The sequence below is a fragment of the Pseudovibrio sp. JE062 genome, from assembly GCF_000156235.1.
Classification (GTDB): Bacteria; Pseudomonadota; Alphaproteobacteria; order Rhizobiales; family Stappiaceae; genus Pseudovibrio.
In genome coordinates this window covers 2,288-23,729 of sequence record NZ_DS996814.1, presented here as the reverse complement: position 1 = coordinate 23,729, position 21,442 = coordinate 2,288, and the positions used below count along the sequence as shown (strand labels likewise).

At 50.9% G+C, this 21,442-nt stretch carries 18 protein-coding genes and 1 pseudogene; 6 read left to right on the top strand and 13 right to left on the bottom strand.

Annotation, left to right across the window (positions count from 1 at the left end):
- The first annotated feature begins 470 nt into the window (after positions 1–470).
- Entirely contained in the window at positions 471–1,160 is a 690-nt protein-coding gene (locus PJE062_RS21810; protein WP_037037990.1) for a hypothetical protein, read from the top strand.
- Positions 1,161–1,380: 220 nt separating this feature from the next.
- Here the strand turns inward: PJE062_RS21810 and PJE062_RS21805 are convergent, their stop codons facing one another.
- The 4 genes and pseudogenes from PJE062_RS21805 to PJE062_RS21790 form a co-directional block, all read right to left on the bottom strand.
- Positions 1,381–2,355 (bottom strand): DMT family transporter, encoded by a 975-nt coding sequence (locus PJE062_RS21805; protein WP_008552089.1) that lies wholly within the window; start codon positions 2,353–2,355, stop codon positions 1,381–1,383.
- A gap of 163 nt (positions 2,356–2,518) precedes the next feature.
- Positions 2,519–3,457: a DMT family transporter gene (locus tag PJE062_RS21800; RefSeq protein WP_008552082.1), complete on the bottom strand. Its 939-nt coding sequence runs from the start codon at positions 3,455–3,457 to the stop codon at positions 2,519–2,521.
- A 24-nt stretch (positions 3,458–3,481) separates the two neighbouring features.
- Positions 3,482–4,479 (bottom strand): annotated as a pseudogene (locus PJE062_RS21795) (bifunctional riboflavin kinase/FAD synthetase).
- A gap of 233 nt (positions 4,480–4,712) precedes the next feature.
- Positions 4,713–5,159, bottom strand: a complete 447-nt coding sequence (locus PJE062_RS21790) for a MaoC family dehydratase (protein WP_037037988.1) — start codon at positions 5,157–5,159, stop codon at positions 4,713–4,715.
- Positions 5,160–5,439: 280 nt separating this feature from the next.
- On the opposite strand from PJE062_RS21790, the gene PJE062_RS21785 reads away from it, so the two are divergent.
- Positions 5,440–5,823, top strand: coding sequence for a response regulator (locus PJE062_RS21785; RefSeq protein ID WP_008552155.1), 384 nt, complete (start codon positions 5,440–5,442; stop codon positions 5,821–5,823).
- A gap of 178 nt (positions 5,824–6,001) precedes the next feature.
- A complete protein-coding gene (locus tag PJE062_RS21780; protein WP_008552119.1) occupies positions 6,002–6,676 on the top strand; it encodes a protein phosphatase CheZ in 675 nt (224 codons plus the stop codon).
- Between the two features lie 94 nt (positions 6,677–6,770).
- Here the strand turns inward: PJE062_RS21780 and PJE062_RS21775 are convergent, their stop codons facing one another.
- Positions 6,771–7,625 (bottom strand): TIGR01459 family HAD-type hydrolase, encoded by an 855-nt coding sequence (locus tag PJE062_RS21775; protein ID WP_008552250.1) that lies wholly within the window; start codon positions 7,623–7,625, stop codon positions 6,771–6,773.
- 234 nt (positions 7,626–7,859) lie between these two features.
- Between PJE062_RS21775 and mutL the strand changes: the two genes are divergently transcribed.
- Positions 7,860–9,821 carry a DNA mismatch repair endonuclease MutL gene (mutL, locus tag PJE062_RS21770; protein WP_037037987.1) on the top strand — a complete coding sequence of 654 codons (1,962 nt, stop codon included), beginning with the start codon at positions 7,860–7,862 and terminating at the stop codon, positions 9,819–9,821.
- Between the two features lie 99 nt (positions 9,822–9,920).
- Here mutL and PJE062_RS21765 read toward each other — a convergent pair whose 3' ends face one another.
- The 3 genes from PJE062_RS21765 to PJE062_RS21755 form a co-directional block, all read right to left on the bottom strand.
- The gene (locus PJE062_RS21765; RefSeq protein ID WP_008552090.1) at positions 9,921–11,222 is read right to left on the bottom strand and encodes a porin; all 1,302 of its coding nucleotides are present in this window, start codon (positions 11,220–11,222) and stop codon (positions 9,921–9,923) included.
- Between the two features lie 872 nt (positions 11,223–12,094).
- Positions 12,095–12,655, bottom strand: coding sequence for a 16S rRNA (guanine(966)-N(2))-methyltransferase RsmD (gene rsmD, locus PJE062_RS21760; RefSeq protein ID WP_037037985.1), 561 nt, complete (start codon positions 12,653–12,655; stop codon positions 12,095–12,097).
- Positions 12,652–14,697, bottom strand: coding sequence for a pseudouridine synthase (locus PJE062_RS21755; RefSeq protein WP_008552252.1), 2,046 nt, complete (start codon positions 14,695–14,697; stop codon positions 12,652–12,654). The genes rsmD and PJE062_RS21755 overlap by 4 nt, the downstream gene beginning before the upstream one ends.
- Positions 14,698–15,299: 602 nt before the next feature.
- Here PJE062_RS21755 and PJE062_RS21750 point away from each other — a divergent pair.
- Positions 15,300–15,743, top strand: a complete 444-nt coding sequence (locus tag PJE062_RS21750; protein ID WP_037037981.1) for a hypothetical protein — start codon at positions 15,300–15,302, stop codon at positions 15,741–15,743.
- A 171-nt stretch (positions 15,744–15,914) separates the two neighbouring features.
- On the opposite strand, the gene PJE062_RS21745 is transcribed toward PJE062_RS21750, so the two are convergent.
- On the bottom strand, positions 15,915–16,607 hold the full coding sequence (locus PJE062_RS21745; protein WP_037037978.1) for a hypothetical protein: 693 nt from the start codon (positions 16,605–16,607) through the stop codon (positions 15,915–15,917).
- A gap of 480 nt (positions 16,608–17,087) precedes the next feature.
- Positions 17,088–17,792 (bottom strand): hypothetical protein, encoded by a 705-nt coding sequence (locus tag PJE062_RS21740; RefSeq protein WP_157039296.1) that lies wholly within the window; start codon positions 17,790–17,792, stop codon positions 17,088–17,090.
- Positions 17,793–18,116: 324 nt separating this feature from the next.
- On the opposite strand from PJE062_RS21740, the gene PJE062_RS21735 reads away from it, so the two are divergent.
- Positions 18,117–18,578 carry a nucleoside deaminase gene (locus tag PJE062_RS21735; RefSeq protein WP_247643142.1) on the top strand — a complete coding sequence of 154 codons (462 nt, stop codon included), beginning with the start codon at positions 18,117–18,119 and terminating at the stop codon, positions 18,576–18,578.
- On the opposite strand, the gene PJE062_RS21730 is transcribed toward PJE062_RS21735, so the two are convergent.
- From PJE062_RS21730 to PJE062_RS21720, 3 genes are all read right to left on the bottom strand, one after another.
- Positions 18,560–19,411 (bottom strand): hypothetical protein, encoded by an 852-nt coding sequence (locus PJE062_RS21730; protein WP_008552147.1) that lies wholly within the window; start codon positions 19,409–19,411, stop codon positions 18,560–18,562. The genes PJE062_RS21735 and PJE062_RS21730 overlap by 19 nt on opposite strands.
- A gap of 69 nt (positions 19,412–19,480) precedes the next feature.
- A complete protein-coding gene (locus PJE062_RS21725) occupies positions 19,481–20,065 on the bottom strand; it encodes a class I SAM-dependent methyltransferase (protein WP_008552136.1) in 585 nt (194 codons plus the stop codon).
- Between the two features lie 87 nt (positions 20,066–20,152).
- Positions 20,153–21,043 (bottom strand): DMT family transporter, encoded by an 891-nt coding sequence (locus PJE062_RS21720; protein ID WP_008552133.1) that lies wholly within the window; start codon positions 21,041–21,043, stop codon positions 20,153–20,155.
- Between the last annotated feature and the right edge of the window lie 399 nt (positions 21,044–21,442).

Sequence of the window (21,442 nt, the reverse complement as noted above, 5' to 3'; positions counted from 1 at the left end):
ACCTTGAAAGAGGTCAAAGGAGCAGTCCTGTTATCTTCAAACTTGGCTAACATAATGAGTGCTTTTAGCAGCGCTTATGTAAGGAATAAAGAGCCTCTAACAACAAAGCTCAATATTCTCAAGACCAAGAGTAATTTTCCTGAAGTTTGGAGCTGATGTGCTGGAGTGTATCTCGAAAATGAATTCTGGTTTTGGGATGAAGATATGGGTCTTGTCGCGTTCAGTTTGAGCGAAGATTTTTCGCCAGCTTTTCTGTTATGCGTAGCATCTTCGTCGCGCCTAACGAACAATGATGCGCAAATATCATCCGTAAGCATCGCCTCAACGGTTTTGCTAAGTGGAAGTAAAAGGCAGTGATCAGCGTCTGAGTTGCTCTTGATACAAGGCTTCTGCGATCAAACTCTGGTTAACGTGACAGCACCATGAAAAGCCGATAAGTTCCACTTCATTTGATGATGGATAATTGAGAAATGCCTAAAATAAAACAAGGCGACATAATATTACTGACTGTATCCCTTGCCTTTATGCTTGTGACGTCTTTTTACATCTTTAACTATTATAAATACCATCAGCATAAACAGGATCTGGTTGAGTATGCCTCTCAGTATGCGCTGGCCTATCACCAAGATATAAACATCGTATCTAATGCAATACGATATGACTCATCCTTTAATAATATGGAGTATGAGTGGATTTTTATTCAAAACAGCAGGGATGAATATTTAGATTTTTTCTTAGAAAACAGAATGTTCTCTGATTATGCTCTATTGTCTTTTGGCAATGTATTGAATCGAAATAAAGAAGCTGTCTTTAAAATAGAAAAGTGTGGCGAGGATAACTGTATCTCCGGACCTTATTTTGAAGAAGAGAGCGAGATATTTGATCAGTACTGTGAGCATAGCCAGCAAAATATAAAATCTTTTAGTTATAGCTCAAATGTCAATATAACGAGTTGTCTCAGTGGTGACGGCAAACCTCTCGGTTTTAGAATTAACATTTTTACTTACGCAAAGCCTTGGTTGTTTTGGACATGGTACATTGATGCCAGCGGTTCTGCGGAAGAGCGTGGTGAGACCGTGATCATTGCAAACTACGTGACAAAATACAGTTGCGGAATTCAGCTTTGGGATGAAAGCAAAGATGTTGCATCTGAGTGTTAGCCAGCTAGTGTTGCCACATTAGGTTTGAACCAAGTTTTATCGCCTGACAACAGCCTTAAACTTTTTCATCGCAACCCCGCAAACGATGAGGCGCAAACAACATCTGCAAGATCGCCTCAACGGTTTTCCCGAGTGGAAGTAAGCGGTGATGGCCAATGCCTGAATAGTACCTAAAGCAAAGCTTTTGCGATCGAACTCAGGTTAACGTGACAACTCCGCGTCAGTAATGGCGTTTGGGGGAACTGTCGACCAGCTCCTCACTCTCCGCCTGACGCTTCGCAGCAGTCCGCTCACGGTGCGCAATGTAAAGCCCGCCGCTTGCGATAAGCGCAACACCCAGCCAGACAAACATGTCCGGAATATCGCCAAACAGCACAAAGCCAACGATGGTCGCGCTGATGATTTCCGTATAGCTCAGCGGTGCCAGCACGGAGGCCGGTGCGCGGTCAAAGGCGAGCACAATGCAGCCATGTGAGGCGAAGGAGATAATGCCCATCAGCACGAACAAAGGTAGGTGAGTAAGATCCGGTGTGGTCCAGGCGGCTGCCTCAAACCCAAACAGGCTTGCGATAATCACCAGTGGTGTCAGCGTCAGAACACCAGCCACGCCAGTCGTAAACTGAATGCCGAGCAGGGATGCACTGCCAGAAAGCTTGCGCGTCAAAACAAGGTAGGCTGCAAACGAAGTCGCTGCTGCGAGCGGTAACAGGGAAGGCCAGCCCAAAGCACTGGAGCCTGGACGAATGATGATAAGCGCACCCACCATGCCGACAACAACTGCTGACCACCTGCGAACGCCCACTTTCTCCTTAAGCACCACGGCAGAAAGCACTGTCAGGATCATGGGCTGTACAAAGAAGATCGCAATCGCATCTGCCAGCGGCATGTACTTGAGAGAGCTGAAGAAGAAGATCGAACAGATCGCCAGACATGCACCGCGGATCAGCTGAATGCGGTTCACTTCCTTCATCAGCGAACCAAACGAGCGCCCCATGAAAACAGCGATCAGAAGAACAATCAGCGCCTGACAAAGAAAACGGCCAAGTGATACCTCTACCGGCGAGATAAAACTGCTCAGATACTTGGCAGTACCATCCATAAGTGGTGCCAGAGACATCCCGGCGACCATAAACAGGATGCCATGCAGCCCGGCATTGGAACTATGACTGTCTGTCGAGGCGGTTGTTGTTGTCATGTTGCTCTCGGAAAATGGGGGATACGCTGACATATCAAAGCCAGCGATCAGGGTAAGGGCCTATATTGACGCACCAGCTATTCTTTCGCGCAAGAAAAAGAAAGTATTCGTCAAAGTCTATTCAGTGCAGTTATCTAAAGAGTATCTGTTCCGCCACTCAACATTATGAGGGCGACGGTTTTCGCTCCGCATTCGCCAGTATCAGCCCACTGCAGACAAGCATCCCGACGCCAACCCAGACAAACTTATCCGGAATCTCGTTGAAGACCAGATAACCGATTGTGGTTGCAGAGATAATTTCCACGTAGTTGATAGGCGCCAGAACAGAAGCCGGGGCTCTTTCAAAAGCCTTGACCAGCAACACATGCGCAAACAGGCCCGTTCCACCAAGGCAGAGTAGAAAGATCGTCGGGAGCGTGAAATCTGCTTTCTGATCAGCAATCACCAGATCGCCGCCAAAGCCAGTCAGCCATGCGTAAAAGATAATCGGCAGGATGAACAGGCTGCCTGCAAAGCCAGTTGCGAATTGAATGGCCAGCTGAGAGGCTTGCCCGGAGAGTTTCCGTGTCAGCATCAGATAGCAGGCAAATGTAAACGCCGCTGCTAGGATAAGCAGACTTGCAGGTTGGAACACGCCAGTTCCCGGCCTCATGATGACGAGCACACCAGTAAACCCAATCAACACCGCCAGCCACCGCTTAGCGCCAACTTTCTCCTTCAGAAACACCGCTGACAAAACCACCAGAATAACCGGCTGTACAAAGAAGATCGCAGTCGCATCAGTAAGTGGCAGGTACTTCAGTCCAAAGACGATGAACACCGATCCAACGGCCAGCAACAGGCCTCGGCAGAACAGGGGTAGGGTGGTTTCCTGCAGCAGACTGCGCCAACTCCGTTTCTGAAAAGGAGCAATCGCCAGAATGATGGCAAGCTGAACAGCAAAGCGGAAGAAGGCGACAGTTAAAGGCGAGAAAAACTCAGAAAGATACTTCACCACGCCATCGGTGCTCGAAAGGATGAGCAATCCGAACATCATCAACAGTACGCCGTGCAACACATTGTCAGAGCTGGCAGCGCCAGCCCGCGTAGCCGCTGATGTCATGCTAGGTCTTTCTATAGAATGAGATTATCCGTCGGTGTTGAGCATTTGGTCCAGATGAGAAAGTGGTCGCATCGAAGCAATCATCGCCCGCGCCTCCGCACTATCCTGATCCATTTGCGCAATTAAGCCGTCAATACCGTCAAATTTAAGTTCAGGGCGGATAAACCCGATAAAGCAAACAGTGACGAGCTTCTCATAGAGGTTACCGCTGAAGTCAAACACATGAACTTCGAGCAGCGGAGCGCATCGTCAAAGTTGGTCGACGTCCAAAGCTGGCAACGCCATCATGCATCTCGCCATCAATCTTTGATTCTGAACGGCGTAAACGCCTTCTTCAGTTCACCATGTCAGCAGCTTTAGATTAGCAGTCGATATCCCAGCTCACGACCACGCTTTTCACCATGCTGAACAGTCGCTTCAACAAAATAGCGATAGCCCAGCAGACCATTGGCAACCGCCAGATCACCTTCACCAAGAGCTGCGCGAATACGGCTGGAGGAAATCACCTCACCACCTTCATCACCTTCAGCCCCAACAATAGTCACAGCAAACCCATGGGCCTCGCCTGCTTCGCGCAGAAACTCAGGTGTCCCCTGACGGCCTTTGCCAAAGTGGAAGTCATAGCCGGTGATGCTCTGGGAGATTCCAAGGCGATCCACCAGTATGTCCTTCACAAAATCCTCAGCGGCCATGCTGGCGAATTCTTTGGTGAAAGGCAGTTCGATCACACCATCCAGATGCTCCGCCTCAAGAATCTCGGCCTTGATATGGCTCGGAGTCAGACGAAACACAGGTTGCTCAGGGCGAAAGAAAGTACGCGGATGCGGCTCAAACGTCATGGCAAGCGCAGGAACACCGCGCTTTGCTGCTTCATCACGTGCCAGATCAAGTACAGCCCGGTGTCCACGATGCACACCATCAAAATTTCCGATCGCAACAACACCGCCGCGCAGCTTTTCAGGAAACTGCGCAAGGTCGGTAATATGCTGAAAAGAATGCGCCTGCTTGATCGGCTCACCCATGAACTGTACTTCCCGCTAAAGCGTATCCCGATAAGAGGCTCCGGTTTTCCTATGAGAATACGCGTGAAAATAAAGATTTAGAGTTTGCTGCACAAAAGCACAGTGCGCAACATTCTCCAAATTTCCAGAATTTTGCGAGACGGTGCCGTGAGAAGCCCGCCCCGTCAAGCTCTTCAGATAAGGTTTGACGGGCCGGACACAAGAAACTGCAAGTTCTTCGCAGGAATTTCAGCTTAAAGCGGAATATCCATATCGGCGCGGGCAGGGACTTTGACCATCGCTTCCCCTTCCAGAACCACCTTCCCATCCACAAGACACTTGCAGTCCAGACGGGCTCTGCAGCCTTTGTCAATCAGCTCCGCAACGCTCACGCGAACCTCAATATCGTCGCCGATATACACAGGCGCGCGAAAATTTAAAGATTGAGACAAATAAATTGCACCTGGGCCCGGTAATCGCGTTCCAAGTACGGCTGAGATAAGGCTCGCGGTGTAAAGACCGTGCGCGATACGAGTTTTAAAAGGGGTCTTTGCTGCAAAATGCTCCGACAAATGGATAGGGTTTCTGTCACCGGAAACCTCTGCGAATCCTACGATGTCTTGAGAGCTGACGTGCTTAACGAATACTTCGGTCATGCCGACTGAAAGGTCTTCATAAGCAAGCGGACGAAGGCTGAGCATAGTGTTTCCTCGGATTAACCACAGGCAATATTGCCGGTAAAACGCGCAGAAACGCTAGTAAGCGGACCTCTAAAAAACAATTAGGCTTTTAGCATTATTGAAATCGTATTGGAGAAATTAACCTAACTATAACGTAGGGCGGTTAGTTTCGCGAAAGTTGAATTGGTGGGGACCCCTTTTATTGGAAGGACACCTGCGTCCAGTGTGACCTAAAAATGTCGTGGTCGCCGTGAGTATAGCAGAGAGGCAACGACAGCCTCTTGAGAATATGGAGTTGTACATGGCCCTTGATCTTCAGATGCCAATTTTGGTTGTCGATGATTATAAGACCATGATTCGAATCATTCGGAACTTGTTGAAGCAACTTGGCTTTACGGACATCGATGATGCGGCTGATGGCACTGAGGCCTACGAGAAAATGAAGCAGCGCCGTTATGGCCTGGTCATCTCGGATTGGAACATGGAACCTATGACTGGCTATGAGCTGCTGAAGCAGGTCAGACAGGATGCGGCTCTGTGTAAGACGCCGTTCATCATGGTTACAGCTGAGTCTAAAACGGAAAACGTGATCGCTGCTAAGAAGGCAGGGGTTAACAACTACATCGTTAAGCCGTTTAACGCGCAAACTCTTAAAGGCAAAATCGAAGCGGTTTTCGCTGACTAATTTTGCATTGCGCGCACATTGAAGAATTTGGGCTGGGGTGAGGACGCCATATCGATTGCGCCCCAACCCTTTCGTGCACCCAACTGACCGGTTACAAGGTCGGGTAGAGCTCCGACCTAGCAGATATTTCGTCTGCTGGAGGAGACGTTCCCTACTCAAATAAAGGGAAAGTGTAGTTTTGACCAAAATTGATATTCAGCAACTCATCGATTTTCTGGAAGAAAGCCGTGAGAAGTCGAGCGAAGTCACATTAACTGACGTTATGGGGCTGGCTGAGGTTATGACAGGTTCAATGGGGGACATCATTGAACACATCCAACCTGCAGTGACCATGGAACTGGCAGAAATCGGCGAAGAAATCGCGCGGATGAAAGCCGAGATCAGTAAGCTTCGTGTCGCAGATATGAGAGATAACCATATCCCTGAGGCTGGCCGGGAACTGGATGCGATTGTTTCTTCAACAGAAGAGGCAACACATTCCATCATGGAAGCAGCAGAAGCCATTATGGCCGCTGATCCGGAAGATGCCCAAGCCTATCAGGATACGGTCAACAATCAGGTTATGGAAATTTTCCAGGCTTGCGCATTTCAGGACATCACCGGACAGCGTATTTCCAAGGTTGTCAGCACACTGAACACGATTGACGAGCGCGTCTCTAACTTCGTTGAGCGTTTGCGCCTTGAGCAGGAAGCTCAGGCGGAACATCAGGGCGAAGAGACTGATGAAGAACGCCGCAAGCGTGAGTTGATCCTTCACGGCCCTCAGCACAAAGGCGAGGGTGTCTCTCAGGACGAGATCGACGCAATGCTGGGTGATGTGCAGCAAGACGACATTGACAAACTGTTCGCCTGATCAAACGCAATAGGTTTGCCTGCGGACATGGGCTGCAGATATAAAAGACAAAAGCAGTTTGCTTGTCCTAAACAAGGCGCAAACTGCTTTTTTATTACCAGCTGAGGCGGCCCATAAAGCTATGTACCTGCATGCCTTCAGCCTCGAGCATCTTCACCACAGCCTCTGAATTTCCTTCAAGATCAGCCGCATGAATGCCGTCAGTCAAAAACAAAGCACTGATGCCCTGCGCATTTGCCCCTTTAATGTCTGTGGGTAGCCCATCGCCAATCGCGAGTATCTCGTGCGTTCCAAGCGGTTTACCCGCATGAGCATTGAGCTCAGCGCGAGCCATATCGTAGATTGGATGAAATGGCTTGCCGGTGATAACCACGCGTCCACCCATCTCTTCATAAAGCTTTGCCAGCGCACCGCCGCACCAAACCAGCTTGTCACCTTGCTCGGCCACAATATCCGGATTAGCGCAAATCAGAGTGAGATCCAGCTTCAGCAAGTCTTCAAAATGAGAACGGTAATCCTCCGGTTCCTCTACACGTCGATCATTCAAACCAGAGCAGACGATAATGTCGGCCTCTTTCGGCTCTACAAAATCAAAGCTAACGCCATGAAACAGGCTATGATTCTTCTTTGGGCCGATATGATAGACCTTGGCATGATCAATCGCTCTCAAGTCGGCCTGAACCACATCCCCGGATGAGACAATCGAGTCGTAGCAAGAATGCGGCACACCCAAACTACGAAGATGCTCTTCAATCTCATTGGATGGTCGCGGTGCATTTGTAATCAGCACCACAGGTCTGTCGTAGTTTGCTTTGTAAGTCTCAAGAGCCTCAATTGCAGCTGGGAAAGCACTCATCCCATTATGTAAAACACCCCAGACATCACATAAAATGCCATTAAACTGATCTGCGATCTGGCTAAGGCCAGTGATGGGGGAGTGTTGCTGCATGGATGTTCTCTTGGAGGAAGTTTGATAGTCTCTTGAAAAAAGAGCAGACTTGAGCCAAATCCTCATAGCCTGAGCAGCTGGCGACGACAAGTAGTTACTATCACTGCTCACCCTGTATCATTATGGGCGTAAATCGCTGTCACAAATGCAGACCAGATGCGCCATATAAATGAACTCCCGAAACTCGGCGGGTTTTCGGTGATAAAAGCAGGGCAATTGAACAACGGAGCGGTTATGGCGGTAAGACAACTTAGCGATACGACGATCAACAGAATTGCCGCGGGTGAAGTAATCGAGCGACCTGCAAGTGTCGTCAAAGAGCTGGTTGAAAATGCGGTTGATGCGGGTGCAACGCGTATTGAAATCGTGACTGCAACTGGCGGCAAGAGTCTCCTGCGCATAACCGACAACGGTGCAGGTATGACCAAGGAAGACCTGCAACTTGCCGTCCGGCGTCACTGTACATCCAAGCTGCCTGAAAATGACCTCATGGATATCCGAACCATGGGCTTTCGCGGAGAAGCGCTGCCATCCATTGGCGCGATCTCCAGATTGGAAATCACAACCCGCCATGCATCGGAACCACACGCTTGGAAAATCGAAGTAGAAGGTGGTCAGAACAGCGAAGTCGAACCAGCAGCCTTGAATGCAGGAACACGTGTTGAAGTCAAAGATATCTTCTTCTCTGTTCCAGCTCGCCTGAAGTTTCTGAAATCAGACCGCGCTGAAGCCACAGCGATTACCGAAATCATCAAACGTATCGCGCTCGCAAATCCAACCATCCGCTTCACCCTTTCTGGCTCCGATCGCAGACAGCTTGAACTACCGGCGTGCACTGGTGATGATGCAGATCTTGCGCGTATCGGCCAAATCCTCGGTGCAGAGTTCACAAAGAACGCAATGGAAATTGAAGCTTTGAGGGAAGGGGTACATCTTTATGGATATGCTGGCCTCCCTACATTCCATCGCGCCAACTCACAGCATCAGTTCTTCTTCGTAAATGGCCGCCCTGTGCGTGATAAGCTCCTACTCGGTTCACTTAAAGCCGCATACTCAGACGTTCTCTCAAGAGACCGTCATCCTATCGTTGTGCTGAACATCGACCTAGATCCGCATCAGGTAGACGTAAACGTACACCCCGCTAAAGCTGACGTGCGTTTCCGTGACGGACAACTCGTTCGAGGGTTGCTTATCGGCGCACTTAAGAACGCGTTTGTTCAGTCTGGGTTTCGTGCATCTACGGCGAATACACAATCTGCTATCAATGCCATCCGTCCAATGGGGCAGGGGGCAGGTTTTAACGTCCATTCAGGCGCTTCGGCACATACCCAACAAGGTCACAGGGAAGCAGCGCAAAGCTACTCCTGGCGACAATCAGCCTATCGCCCTGAAGAAAGCTCCGCCTCTGTCTGGAGCGCTGCCGATATCCCGGAAGCAGGAACTCAGGAAACGCAACTGGGCCTGATGGAGGCAACAGCACCTTATACAGCTTCGCCAGAGCCATCCATGGGACAAGATTCTGCCGCCGAACAAGGACATCAAGCCTATAATCTCGTCGATGCGCCATCAGCGGATTCACGCGCGCATGTGCATGAACTGCCAGAAGACAGAGAAAACTTCCCACTCGGGGCAGCACGAGCACAAATCCACGAAACCTACATCGTATCGCAGACGAAAGACGGTCTCGTAATCGTGGATCAGCACGCCGCACACGAACGCCTTGTCTACGAACAGCTCAAAGAAGACCTCGCAAAGCGGGATGTCCCAAGACAAATGCTCTTGATCCCTGAGATCGTTGATCTCCCAGAAGATGACGTTGCTCGTTTGGAAGAACGTGCTTCTGAACTGGAAGAAGTCGGCCTCGTTCTGGAACGCTTTGGTCCCGGAGCTATCGCAGTCAGAGAAACGCCTTCCATGCTGAAGCGATTGAATATCAAAGCTTTGGTGCAGGATCTTGCGGATGACTTTGCTGAGTACGACAGTTCAACACGCATTAGAGAAAAGCTGGATTTGGTTGCTGCAACAATGGCGTGCCACGGTTCAATCAGAGCAGGTCGCCGCATGCGCCCCGAAGAGATGGATAATCTGCTCAGAGACATGGAAGCCACACCGAAGTCCGGTCAGTGCAACCACGGCCGCCCAACATGGATTGAGCTAAAGCTTCACGACATTGAACGCCTTTTTGGACGTCATTGATTTCATAATGAAAAACCAGAAGAGGCGGATCAATGATCCGCCTCTTCCAGTTCGTATTCTCGACTACACTAGGTAATCGACGGGTTCTGACATGTGGCCTCAGAAGTCCCTTTGAACACGGAGTAGGATGGAGATGATATCCTGCTGACCGAGTGGGCGAGTTGGGTTACCGCCGTTAACGGTTGTATCTGGATACAGGTCACCCAATCCAACGTTACGGTAAGCAACTTCCGTACCGATTTCGAAGCCGCTAACTGGTGTCCAGCCGATCTTACCGACAACATCCCACTGGTTCTGGTTCCAAAGGAACTTAGAGCGAGCGTTAGCAAAGGAAGCCTGGATAGCTGCGTTCCATTCAGGTGAGAAGTCTGCCTGGAAACCCCAAGCAATGGACCAACCGGTAGCAATACCGTCTTCACCATCTGTAAGGGAAGTTGCATCCCAGATGACGTTCTGCCAGTCACTATTCACGTAACCGAGTGCGCCTTGAGAGAAGGTTGCCTGTACCACACCCTGGAAACCGGAGAGATAGTTGGTGAAGAATGGTAGATTAAATTCTACACCACCACCGACGGCCCAACCGAGAAGGCCGGAAGGATAAGATTCAAGATAGCGAACTTCTGTCAGAGCACCCATGATCTGGGCAGAACCCCAACCTTGGTCCAAACGGATGTTTGCGACCAAATCTGGGAAGCGCATACCGCCGTAGCCCTGGTTAAATCCTGTAGAGTTAAGATACTCACCAGTAAAGAGGTTCTGCTGGCGAGCGGTTCTGTCTTCTACAGACCAGCTGGTTGAAAGGCCATTGCCAAGATCAAATGTGTAACCGGCAAGCCAGAGGTTTTGGTCAGAGTATGCAACGGTGGTGATCGCACCATATGCATAACCGGTCCAGAAGTCATAGAAGGACTGCGCACGACCAATGGTCATACCGCCAAACTGTACGAACGCATAATCAAGCGTCATAACAGTGTTGTCCTGCTCAACCCCAAACGAGCCGACTGGGTTGTTCACGTTAGGAACGGAGCTGTCATCCTGAATAAAGCCAGGAGTATCAACTGTTCCAAACAAATCGATGTAAGCGCGAAGCAGACCGTATTCTGTTTGAGTTCGTGCGTCCATGCGGAGGTAACCACGTGCACGAGTGGAGGTTGAATTTCTTGTCCGCTCGGACCAGTCGCTTGGGCCAGCTCCAAAGTTGTTGAAGCGGTATTCAGCACGAACACGACCGCGAATTCTCAAACAGGTATCAGTGCCTGGAATATAAAAATATCCAGTACCGTAGGCGTCACAGATCTGGACGTATTCTACGGGCTCCGGCGCAACGGGAAGATCGGCTGCAAGGACCGGAGTGGCACTCATCATAAGCGCTGCTGCGGCGCTAGTTGTAAAGTGGCGCATAATTCGACTCCTAAATCGGGTTGAAACCCACTCCTCAAACAAGGTTAATTGACAAAACTACTTAAGGCGGCCCAAATGCTGCCTAAGCAAAACTGATTTTATTTTTGTGTACGCGAATTCCCTGCAGCAATTGATGCCAGCACATCCTTATAGATGCAATAATAACTCTAAAAATAACCTAGAGTTATCAAAGTAATCGAAACCGCTGTTTCATTCCTGCAACGCTTTTATCCAAAACTAGGTAGATGTAACAAAGGCGAAATCGGGGTCGATCTCCATGAATTAAGTGCTTGTTATTGTTTATTAAAAGTTTGTTTCGCAGATTCCTTGGCCTTTTTATATGCAATCTGCGTCATTCGAATCAAAGACTCGCTGAGCGCCAAATTTGGAAAATTCAGGCTTTCCCTCATAAGTATAGTGATAGTAATGACAAGTATTAGTGTTTTGCGTTGGTTTGGGGAATTCTGCGTTCTTTTGAGGTGTGACGCGTTGCTAAGTGAACTGTGAACCCGATCCCCTCAAATCCCAGATATCTCGGAGCCAACCAGCTCACCGAGGATAACTCCTCCAGCCACAACCGCTGAAAACCACCTCGACGCTCCGTGTCAGACAGCCTCCGCTGCCACCCCACTCAGCCGTGCCCCAACAACCCACCCATCACCGGGAAGCTTCACCCCACGCCACATCACCCAGTCCAAACAAAAAAGGCCCTCCCGAAACCACGTCGGGAAGGCCTTCTTCTACTCTTTATATATATAGGCGGTCTGAACGAGCACACGCCGCGCTCAGCTCCATGTCCGCAGCCGGCTCAGAAACTCCGCATCAAGCTCAGACCCGAACCCCTTACCGGAACTCCTTGCCGAAAGGTCGCTCTAGAGCCCCACGTACCGCACAATCAGGATCTGGCTGTCACCGGCGTGGCGCACGTCCAGTCCCTCGAACCCATCAGGGATCACCGGCGAAACGCTTGCATCTTCTTCCCAGATGCACAGCGCGCCTTCATTGAGCCAGCCACCGGCTGCAGCACTCGCCAGAGCCTTTTCGCCCAGTTCCTGTCGGTAGGGGGGATCCAGAAACACCAGATCAAACGGCATCATGGTGCCGGCATGTCCCAGAGAAGTCGCATCGCGGCGCAGGATCTTCGTGGCGCCCATCAGACCGGTGGTCTCCACATTCCGGCGGATCAGACCGCGCGGCTCCACGGCGTCCTCAACGAACACGCAGTATTTGCCGCCGCGGCTCATCGCTTCCAAACCCAAAGCGCCAGTGCCTGCAAACAGGTCCAGTACACGGGCATCCTGAACCGGATTGCCATAGGCATGAGCGAGCACATTAAAGATGGTCTCTCTCATCCGGTCAGTGGTTGGCCGCGTATTCTGCGTCTTGGGTGTAGCGAGCGCTGTTCCCCGAAATCGTCCAGCAACAATTCTCACGAGTTTCTGCCACCTTTATGTCCGCGAGGCGCGCCACGATCACCGCCTGGGCGACCACCACGTGCTTTATCTCCGCCAAAGCTCTTGCCAGAACGAGGGCCTTTGCTGAAACCGCGCTTGTCGCCATCACGGCCACCGTCACGAGGACCTTTGCTGAAGCCACGCTTTTCGCCATCACGGCCACCCTCACGAGGGCCTTTGCTGAAGCCGCGCTTTTCGCCATCACGGCCACCCTCACGAGGGCCTTTGCTGAAGCCGCGCTTGTCGCCATCACGGCCACCATCACGAGGGCCCTTGCTGAAGCTGCGCTTGTCGCCATCGCGACCACCCTCACGAGGGCCTTTGCTAAAGCCGCGCTTCTCACCATCGCGACCACCGCGTGGGCCTTTGTTAAAGCCGCCGCGCTTTTCATCAGATGGAGCATCATCGCGGGAGCGACGATTGGAGAAGCGGCGCTCGCCCTCAGTTGGGCCAGTATCGCCGGTGTACTTCGCGTTTTCTGCCGGGTTGAAGCGGCCAACGCGACGGTCTTCACGGCTTGGCGCATCTTCTGCAGAACGCTTGGTGCCACCATGCGCAAGATCGAAACCACCACGCTTGGTGCGGGTGCCGAAGCGGCGCTCTTCTGGCTTGCGCTTCTCGTCGTTACGACGGTTGTCGCCATCCTCGAAGGAAGGTGTGTAGGTGTCTACGGTGCCGTCAGCGCTGAACACGCGGCGCGGCTTGCTGTCGCCACCACGCTCATTGCTGCCATAGCGGGAAGGGCCCGCCTTGCGGTCACGATCGCCAAACGGCTTACGATCACCACGGTCGCGGTCGCCAAAGGATTTACGCTCGCCGCGATCGCCAAATGGCTTGCGGTCACCACGGTCGCGGTCTCCAAAGGATTTGCGTTCACCGCGATCACCGAACGACTTGCGTTCTCCGCCATCGCGATCACCAAAGGATTTCCGGTCGCCAAAGGTTGGCTTCACGCCAACGCGCTTACGGTCTCCAAATGGGTTGCGCTCAGAACCTTCACCGTCACCATCGCGCTTGTCTTCGCCATGGCGCATCGGCTTCTTGTTGTGCTTGGCAAGAACAGCCGCTGCATCTTTCGCGCTGATCCAGCCGCCGCCAGCTCCGCCGGAAGATTTCTTTTTCTTCTTCATCTCGGCTTTTTTGCTGGTGCGGGCATCCATCTGGTTGATGATTGGCGCATCAAAATCAAGATCAGCTTCAGAAACCAGGCGCTCGCCCAGCTGGTCACGCAGCACGCGGCCGCGGATTTCCTGCAGCTCGCCCTCACCAAGGTCGCCCAGCTGGAACGGACCGAAGGAGATGCGGATCAGACGGTTCACGGACAGGTCCAGGTGTTCAAGAATGCGCTTCACTTCGCGGTTCTTGCCTTCACGCAGGCCAATGGTCAGCCAAACGTTGTCGCCTTTTTCAGTGTCCAGCGTCGCTTCAATAGCGCCGTACAGAACACCGTCAATGGCAACACCATCTTTCAGGGCATCCAGCTGCTCTTGAGTCACCTTACCAAACGCGCGCACGCGGTAGCGGCGCAGCCAGCCGGTTGCAGGCAGTTCAATCACGCGGGAAAGGCCGCCGTCATTGGTCAGCAGCAACAGCCCTTCTGTGTTGATGTCCAGACGGCCAACAGTCACAACGCGTGGCATATCTTTTGGCAGAATGTCAAAAACAGTCTTACGACCTTCAGGGTCTTTGTTGGTGGTAACAGTGCCCCGAGGTTTATGGAAGAGCCACAGACGGGTGCGCTCGCGGGTTGGCAGAGGTTTGCCATCCACATACACCTTGTCTTTCTGGGTCACGGTAAAAGCTGGTGTGTCCAGCACATTGCCGTTCACGCTCACGCGGCCGGCTTCAATCCATGTTTCTGCTTCACGGCGTGAACACAGGCCAGCACGTGCCATCGCCTTGGCGATACGCTCGCCAGTAACGGTCACTGTCTCTTCCTGTTTCTTTTTGCCGGAGGATTTCTTGGTCTGCTCGCCGGATTTGCGGGAGGAGCTTTTTGGGGTTTTACCGCTGTTTTTCATTGGCTCTTGCCCGGCGAACCGGGGCCTTTAACTTTCTACACTCTGTACAGATACACTGGATGAGCTCGCATAGGCGTCACCGCCTTGGCTGCCCAGCAGTCTGTCAGATGCCACACAATATTCGAATGTCGTCAAAGCGCATTCCGTTTGATTGGTTCAATCAGAAGACAGGAATTCGCTCAAAAAAAGAAGTCGGAGCGTGCTGCGTGGATGTTTTCGGGACGCAAACATGCTCTGAAAACGGTCATAACCTAAGCAGAGCCCATTGGCAAAGGGGCAAAAGCAGACTCATGTCATTTTTTCTGCTTTTGTTGGGCTACAGCGTATCTGCGGGAGAGTGAGGAAGTCTCATATGGCGAGGGCTTAAACGCGGACTTAGCTGCCGTTCGCTGCACAGCGAGAACTCAGGCCATTGAGAGCGGTTGCTAGCGTCGAGGGCCATTTGCTGCCATTTGAATGGCACAAGCTTGGGGTGAGAGTTGGGTAACTGGTCAGACACTTAGGAGCAAGAAATTCATTTTTATAAACGTTGTATTTCATAACCAGCCAGCTTACTGATAGACGGCGAAAATAGAAAGCTGGTCAATACGCAAAGGGCATTTGTGAGATACACAACTTTAGAGGCTACCCAAAAGGTCAACCGAATACTAGCATTACCGGCTTCTGGAAGTGAGCAGGACTGGGCTATTGAGCTCGCAAATGGTGAACGGTTGGAAGAATTTATTGCTGCTATCGAAAATGATGACTGGAGTGATGATGAGAAATTTGCGATTTGCTCACTAGTAGTTTCTTCTTTTGAAGATTTTGTACTACTCCGACGAGATTCAAGCGGTGTTGATGATCTATACGACAAAGTAATGAAGTATGAAAAACGAAGCGATTTAAACATAATATATAGTGATGCAGAGATTGCTGTTTGGAAAAGGATACACTCAGCTATCAACCAAGATAAAGATCTCTATAGTGCAATAATTGAATACTGGAAGATTGAAGAGGAAAGTAGCCAGATATTTTCTTTAACTCCTTTATTCCGCAGTTTTTTCTAAAATCGGCTTTGAACGAAGTAGCTCAACGTAAGATCAGAACCGCCTCTATTTTGACAGAGGGCCAGGAGCTGCCATTCGAGCAATTCCATCAAAGGTTGGGCACAGATTAATTAAACCCTGACACTATGGCTTTTTGATCAGAAAATTGCTGTAGCGAAGATATGGCCCGATCTAATTTTTTCTCACTTCAATGTCTGCTTGTTCAAACTTTATTGGATCAAATGGTATCTCTCCGGCTATTCTCAAAGATCTACTGAGTTCTTCGCCAAACGAATGAGCAAAAGCCTCGTGTTCGGAGCTAGGTTTGGAAAAATATAAATTTTTGGCAACTTTCTGATCAAAATCAAGTGCCGTTTGTCCGTCGAGGACATCTTGATGGTAGTGAGCTAGGTGACCGAGTTCATGAAGCAAGGTTCGGTAAAGTATAGTATTTCGTACCCCTTGCGCTCGCAGCTCTGCTTCGAAATGTCGTTTTGTCTCAATGAAAACATGTCCGTCAGCGATTAGGCGTTCGTACTCAGCACGGTCTTCCAATGGCATACGCTTCGACCATTTTAACGTTGTACCAAGCTCCTGAGCTTCAAGTATGATAGCCGTACCATGATATTTTCCGAAATCCGCAAAGTATAGAAACCGACCCCAAACAGGTTTTTGCTGGCGCTGTTTTCGGGTTGGCTGCCGGAACGCAATGATGTCAGGCAAGACCTGTGATAGATTAATAGATGATCTCAGCAGTTTGCTCACATCAAGGGGAGTGCATCCGTATGTGAAGCCTTCGCGAGGTTCTTCATACAATGCTCTAATTTTGAAACCGCCAATGTCTATTTCTTGCGTATCTGTTGTTTTGAGGCGCTCGTAAAACATCGAGTAATTTCCATGCTTATCTTGCCAGCTTTCTGGAACTCTCATATCGTTCGATTTAGAATAGCCCGACCACGAAGTGCCTATGTTCCGGTTGCGTCGCTCTGGCCGCCAAACACTGCTCATTCACATGTCCCCGATACTTTTATCTAAACAGACAATAGTTCGGGCAATCCTTGGATGCAAAAATAATCCAATTAGCCATGGGCTACCGTTTGGAAAGGTGGCCGCCAGCTGAGGCAGAGGGATATACTGGGTATCACCGGAGGGCCAACAGCGGACATTCAGGCCTTTCAGCCAACAGTTGAAATCAACTTTGCTAAACCATTAAGCTCTGAGCACAGAATGCTATTTTGTCTCGATCTGAACGATTAAGAGACTTCCCTGGATGACAAACCCTACCAGTCAGGTTAGGTTGCGAGAGTTGCCGGTTTAAGCCCAATGTCTTGAGTATTGCTGCGCGGTACGCAAAGCGCCACTACCTTAAAGGCTCCCTCCTTCAGGCCAGTTTTTCCAATGATTGTTCAAAGGCTCCTCTGCGGAGTACAGCTCTGGTGCTTTCCATTCGAGAACGCTTGCAAGCATTCGAAAAGTTTTAGTCTGGCTTGGAGCTTGCCCATTGACCAAGTCGGGATGATGCCACTCGTCCAAGAGCATGACTTGCTTCATTTCTGGAGGAACACTAACGCTACGTTCGGCTTCCGTTGCTAGAAGTGCTTCGCGATGATCATACGCAAGGTAGCGGCAGAGCTCAAATACTGCAGGTTGTTCTTCCTCTAATATAACGTGCTTGGCAGCATAGGCACTTACTTGAGGAATTTCCAAAGATAGACCGCGCAGGATGATCTCGCCTTGTTCTGCGACGAACTCCGGATTACGTTCATCTTTCCAAGCCTCGTTCGAGATAGGCGAGAACCTCCTCACCTCCCAGTGTGGATTATTTTTCAGATAGTTATTGTATGCTTCTTCGGACATGTAGTCTGATGGTTTGTCTCTATCATGCAACTTACTTCCGATAGTAACTATCGACAGATCTGGGTGACCTGCACGCAGTGAAAAGCCGAAAAGCTCAAAGACAGCAGCCCAGTGTTCATCAGACCTGAACAGAGACAACCTTGATGCTGCAAGATAGACATAGCCATTATCCAGCATAGGGAAAATGAAAGCTTCGGCAGATTGGTCAAACACACCAAGGATTGCCTTAGCTCTAAGCAGACTCGTTTGACGTTTCTGAAAGTTTCTGAACATGCTCAAAACTTGACACTCACTGTACCGGATACCAAGACAATAGCAGTCTCAACGAGATGAAACGCATGTGCCAGATTAATACGTTTCTAGCACAGTCGAAAACAAGCCTTTTGATCACTATCACAAATGAGGGCGCTTTAGCATTCAGAGTAGAAGAAACTCTTGCTCAGGCAAGTCAGGAGGAACTGCTTTATCTCTTGTTTTGCATATCTTTGTCCGTAAACCAGCTTCCCCTTTTCTGCAAATGGCACTAGCTTGGCGCGCATGAAGACGCCCACATTGAACTCAACCTTTATGGATATGGCATTGAACGAAGCCCGCGCGGCAGAAGCACGAGGGGAAGTGCCCATCGGCTGTGTTGTGGTCAAAGATGGCAAGGTGCTTTCCGCTGCAGGCAACCGTACGCTGGAGCTGAATGACCCAACCGCCCATGCCGAGGTGTTGGCCATTCGCGAAGCTGGCAAGCAGCTGAACTCCCAGCGTCTGGAAGGCTGCGATCTTTACGTCACGCTGGAACCATGCCCAATGTGCGCAGCTGCAATCTCCTTCGCCCGCATCCGCAGGCTTTATTATGGGGCAGGGGATGCAAAAGGTGGCGGCGTAGACCACGGCGTCCGCTTCTACTCCTCCCCAACCTGCCACCACACCCCTGACGTCTACTCCGGCCTAGCCGAAACCGACTCCGCCGCCATGCTGAAGACGTTCTTTCAAGGGAAGCGGGATTGAGTGGTGAAGAGCAGTGGCAACTGAGGGGTTTCGGAGTGATCGTGCTCCATGTCTCTCCTAAGGCGTGACTGAAGATTTAAGAGTTCAGGAAGCAGGCAATCTGCGACTTCCCTGATGAGAGATAGTTCTGAGGTTGGCGCCACAGCAAGTTCAGCTGCACGCCAAATCGCAGGCGCATGATAAGGAAACGCCTCAGAGGCGATCTCAGCACACGGATAGATGTCTCGGGAATAGGCGTTCCTTTTCAGCATTTCTGCTTCAAAGAGCGAGCGGACAATGCGTTTCATCAGCCAGCTACAGACCCGTTTTCGCTCGCCATCTGTCTTCGCCTCGGCAAGGTGTGTCAGCCAAGCCATTGCCCACCGATCCACGCGATGCAAATGAGCAATTGCATGAGAACCGAGTGTTGGAGCTGGTAACTCCGCAAGAAGGTTTTGAGGCCCGAAGCAATATCCCGAGTAGCTGAGTGAAAACTTGAGCCACTGGAATCTGGAAGATTGCAGGAAGTCCTCGGGCTCAAACCATTCAAGATCTATGTCGGTTGCCTGTGTAATCCAGTGCTCTGGAGACAAGGTCTGCAAAGCAGGACCATAAGCGAAGACAATCAGATCGATATCAGAAGCCCCTTTAACGAACGTTCCTCGGGATGCTGATCCTCGAACTGCCAGACAATGAAAGTGTTCCCCAAGCTCTAGCTTGAGCTTTTCCGCAAACTGAGAAAGCTCAGAAAACAAAGGCTCTTCAGGAGCTCTCCCAATACGCGGCAAAACTCCATGCTCGTCAGCCCGAGAAAGCCGCCCAATTGGCTTAAGGTGTGATGCGGTTGTTTCCATGCTTTCCCTGAGTTGGTCGAGCTTAGTGTGCAACGAAAATGTTGCCCAACAAGCTACTAGCAAACGCCTTTACTTGGTTGCTGAAATTGCAACCCAACTGGTTGGGACCTTGTCGAACCCGCTGCCTTCCCAACTCTCATAGGTGATGGAAGCCCAAGGCCCAGCTTGTTTCCAAAAGGCATCCAGTTCTTCTTTCGAAATGTAATTGTAATAGCGGCCAAAACTGTCGGTCCCGTCGTGAGAGCCCACTTTAAAGCTAGCCCAGACGGAGCCGCCGGAAACCAAGGCACGATAAATCTTTTCAAAAATAGTTGGCAGGTTCTCTTTAGAGGCATGGGTCAGCGAGGCACAGGCATACACACCATCATAGGTATCGTTTGCAGCCAGCTCATCAAACATCATCACTTTGACCTCCTGGCCAAGGCGATGGGTTGCCAGAGCAGCCAACTCGGAGGACCCGTCGGTGGCATCAAGCTTGAAGCCTGCTTCAAGGATGGCTTGGGCATCGACGCCCGCACCAGTTCCCAACTCCAAAATCCGTCCGCCCGCTTTGCAGCGTTCCAGAAACAGAAACAACATGGAGTTTGGGCGGCTCTTGTGTGTGGCGTATGTGCTGGCGTTTTCCTGATAAAACTTGAGTGTATTATTGCTCATGAAGCATCCAAATAAAATCTCTGCGATTCGACTAATGAAGAATGGTAGAACTCAAAATGCAGCAGAATTTAGCCGATTTGGGTGATTTTAAGCCACCCTCTTCGCCGCAATTAAGGAACCACCTGCAATCGCCAATGCAGCGATGATCACGTTGGCTTCCAGTGTGCCTTCGCCGAACAGGATCAGCAGCAGCGTTGAGATCAGCGGGGCGCCGTAGGCAAGCACGCCGAGAAGCTGAACGTTGCCGTGTTTCACGCCAAAATCCCAGGTATAAAAAGCAACGCCAACGGGCCCTAAACCGAGGCCGAGAACGGCAATGATCTGCAGCGGGTCAGCGGGAACAGCCGTGGTCTCCCAGAGAAAATGTGAGAGCCAGCCAAATGCAGCGGTCAGCGCACAATAGCCGATCACCGCATCAGAAGAAGTGTTCTTGATCAGCCGGCTTAAAACGGAATAGCTGGACCAGATGAGCGCACAGCCCGCAGCAGCCAGATAGCCAATGAGATACTCCCACTGCAAGTTGCCAGCTGTATCCTTCCACCCAAGTAGTACCCAGTAACCAACCAGCGCCACAAGCGCCCCGGAAACATGCCACCGTGTGATGGTTTCCCCTGGCAACAGCGCAGAAAACAGCACGATGAGCAGCGGCCAGATGTAAGCGATCAGCCCCGCCTCAACTGCAGGCGCATTCTGCAGGGCCACGAAGTACAGCGCATGGAACCCAAACAATCCACCAACTCCGAGCAACCAACCGGACAAAGGCAGCTTGAATGCAGACCGCAAATCAGCCTTCCCACTGAGCAGCTTGCCAGAGAGCGTGAGCGTTGCAACGGTGAACGTCATCGCCAGCAACTGAAACGGCGGGAACTGATCTCCTGTCAGCTTGGTCAACACCGCAAGGGTGCCCCACAAAACAATGGAGATGCTCCCGATCATCGTTGCAGCGCTGGTCTTGCCCGCTGAGTGGTTCTGTAACATGCAAATAATCCGCTTAAATCACTAAGGCCCGGCGCCGCACCTTTCGCACGCCATCACCGCTAGGCTGAGGCTTCTCAGCAAAGCAGGCCAGATCTTGCCCCATTTCCTGCTTATTGGAATTAGGCAAAACAGGAAATAGATTTTCTTTTTGAGATTTGTGCGCCTACGCTGTATCCCTTAGCCATCAACAGGCTTAGTACGCTCAAGCAGGAAAGTTGAGACCCGGAAGGAAGAGATGTCGTTTCAAGCTGTAATCCGCGAATACAACCGGCTGGAACTCGGGCACCGCCACGCGTTCGCGCAGGCTGTTATTCCGTTGCAGGGCGAGATGGATATCGAGATCGGCGGCCAATTCAAAGAGCTGAAGGTCGGCTCCGTCGGCCTCATCGCGCCGGAAAC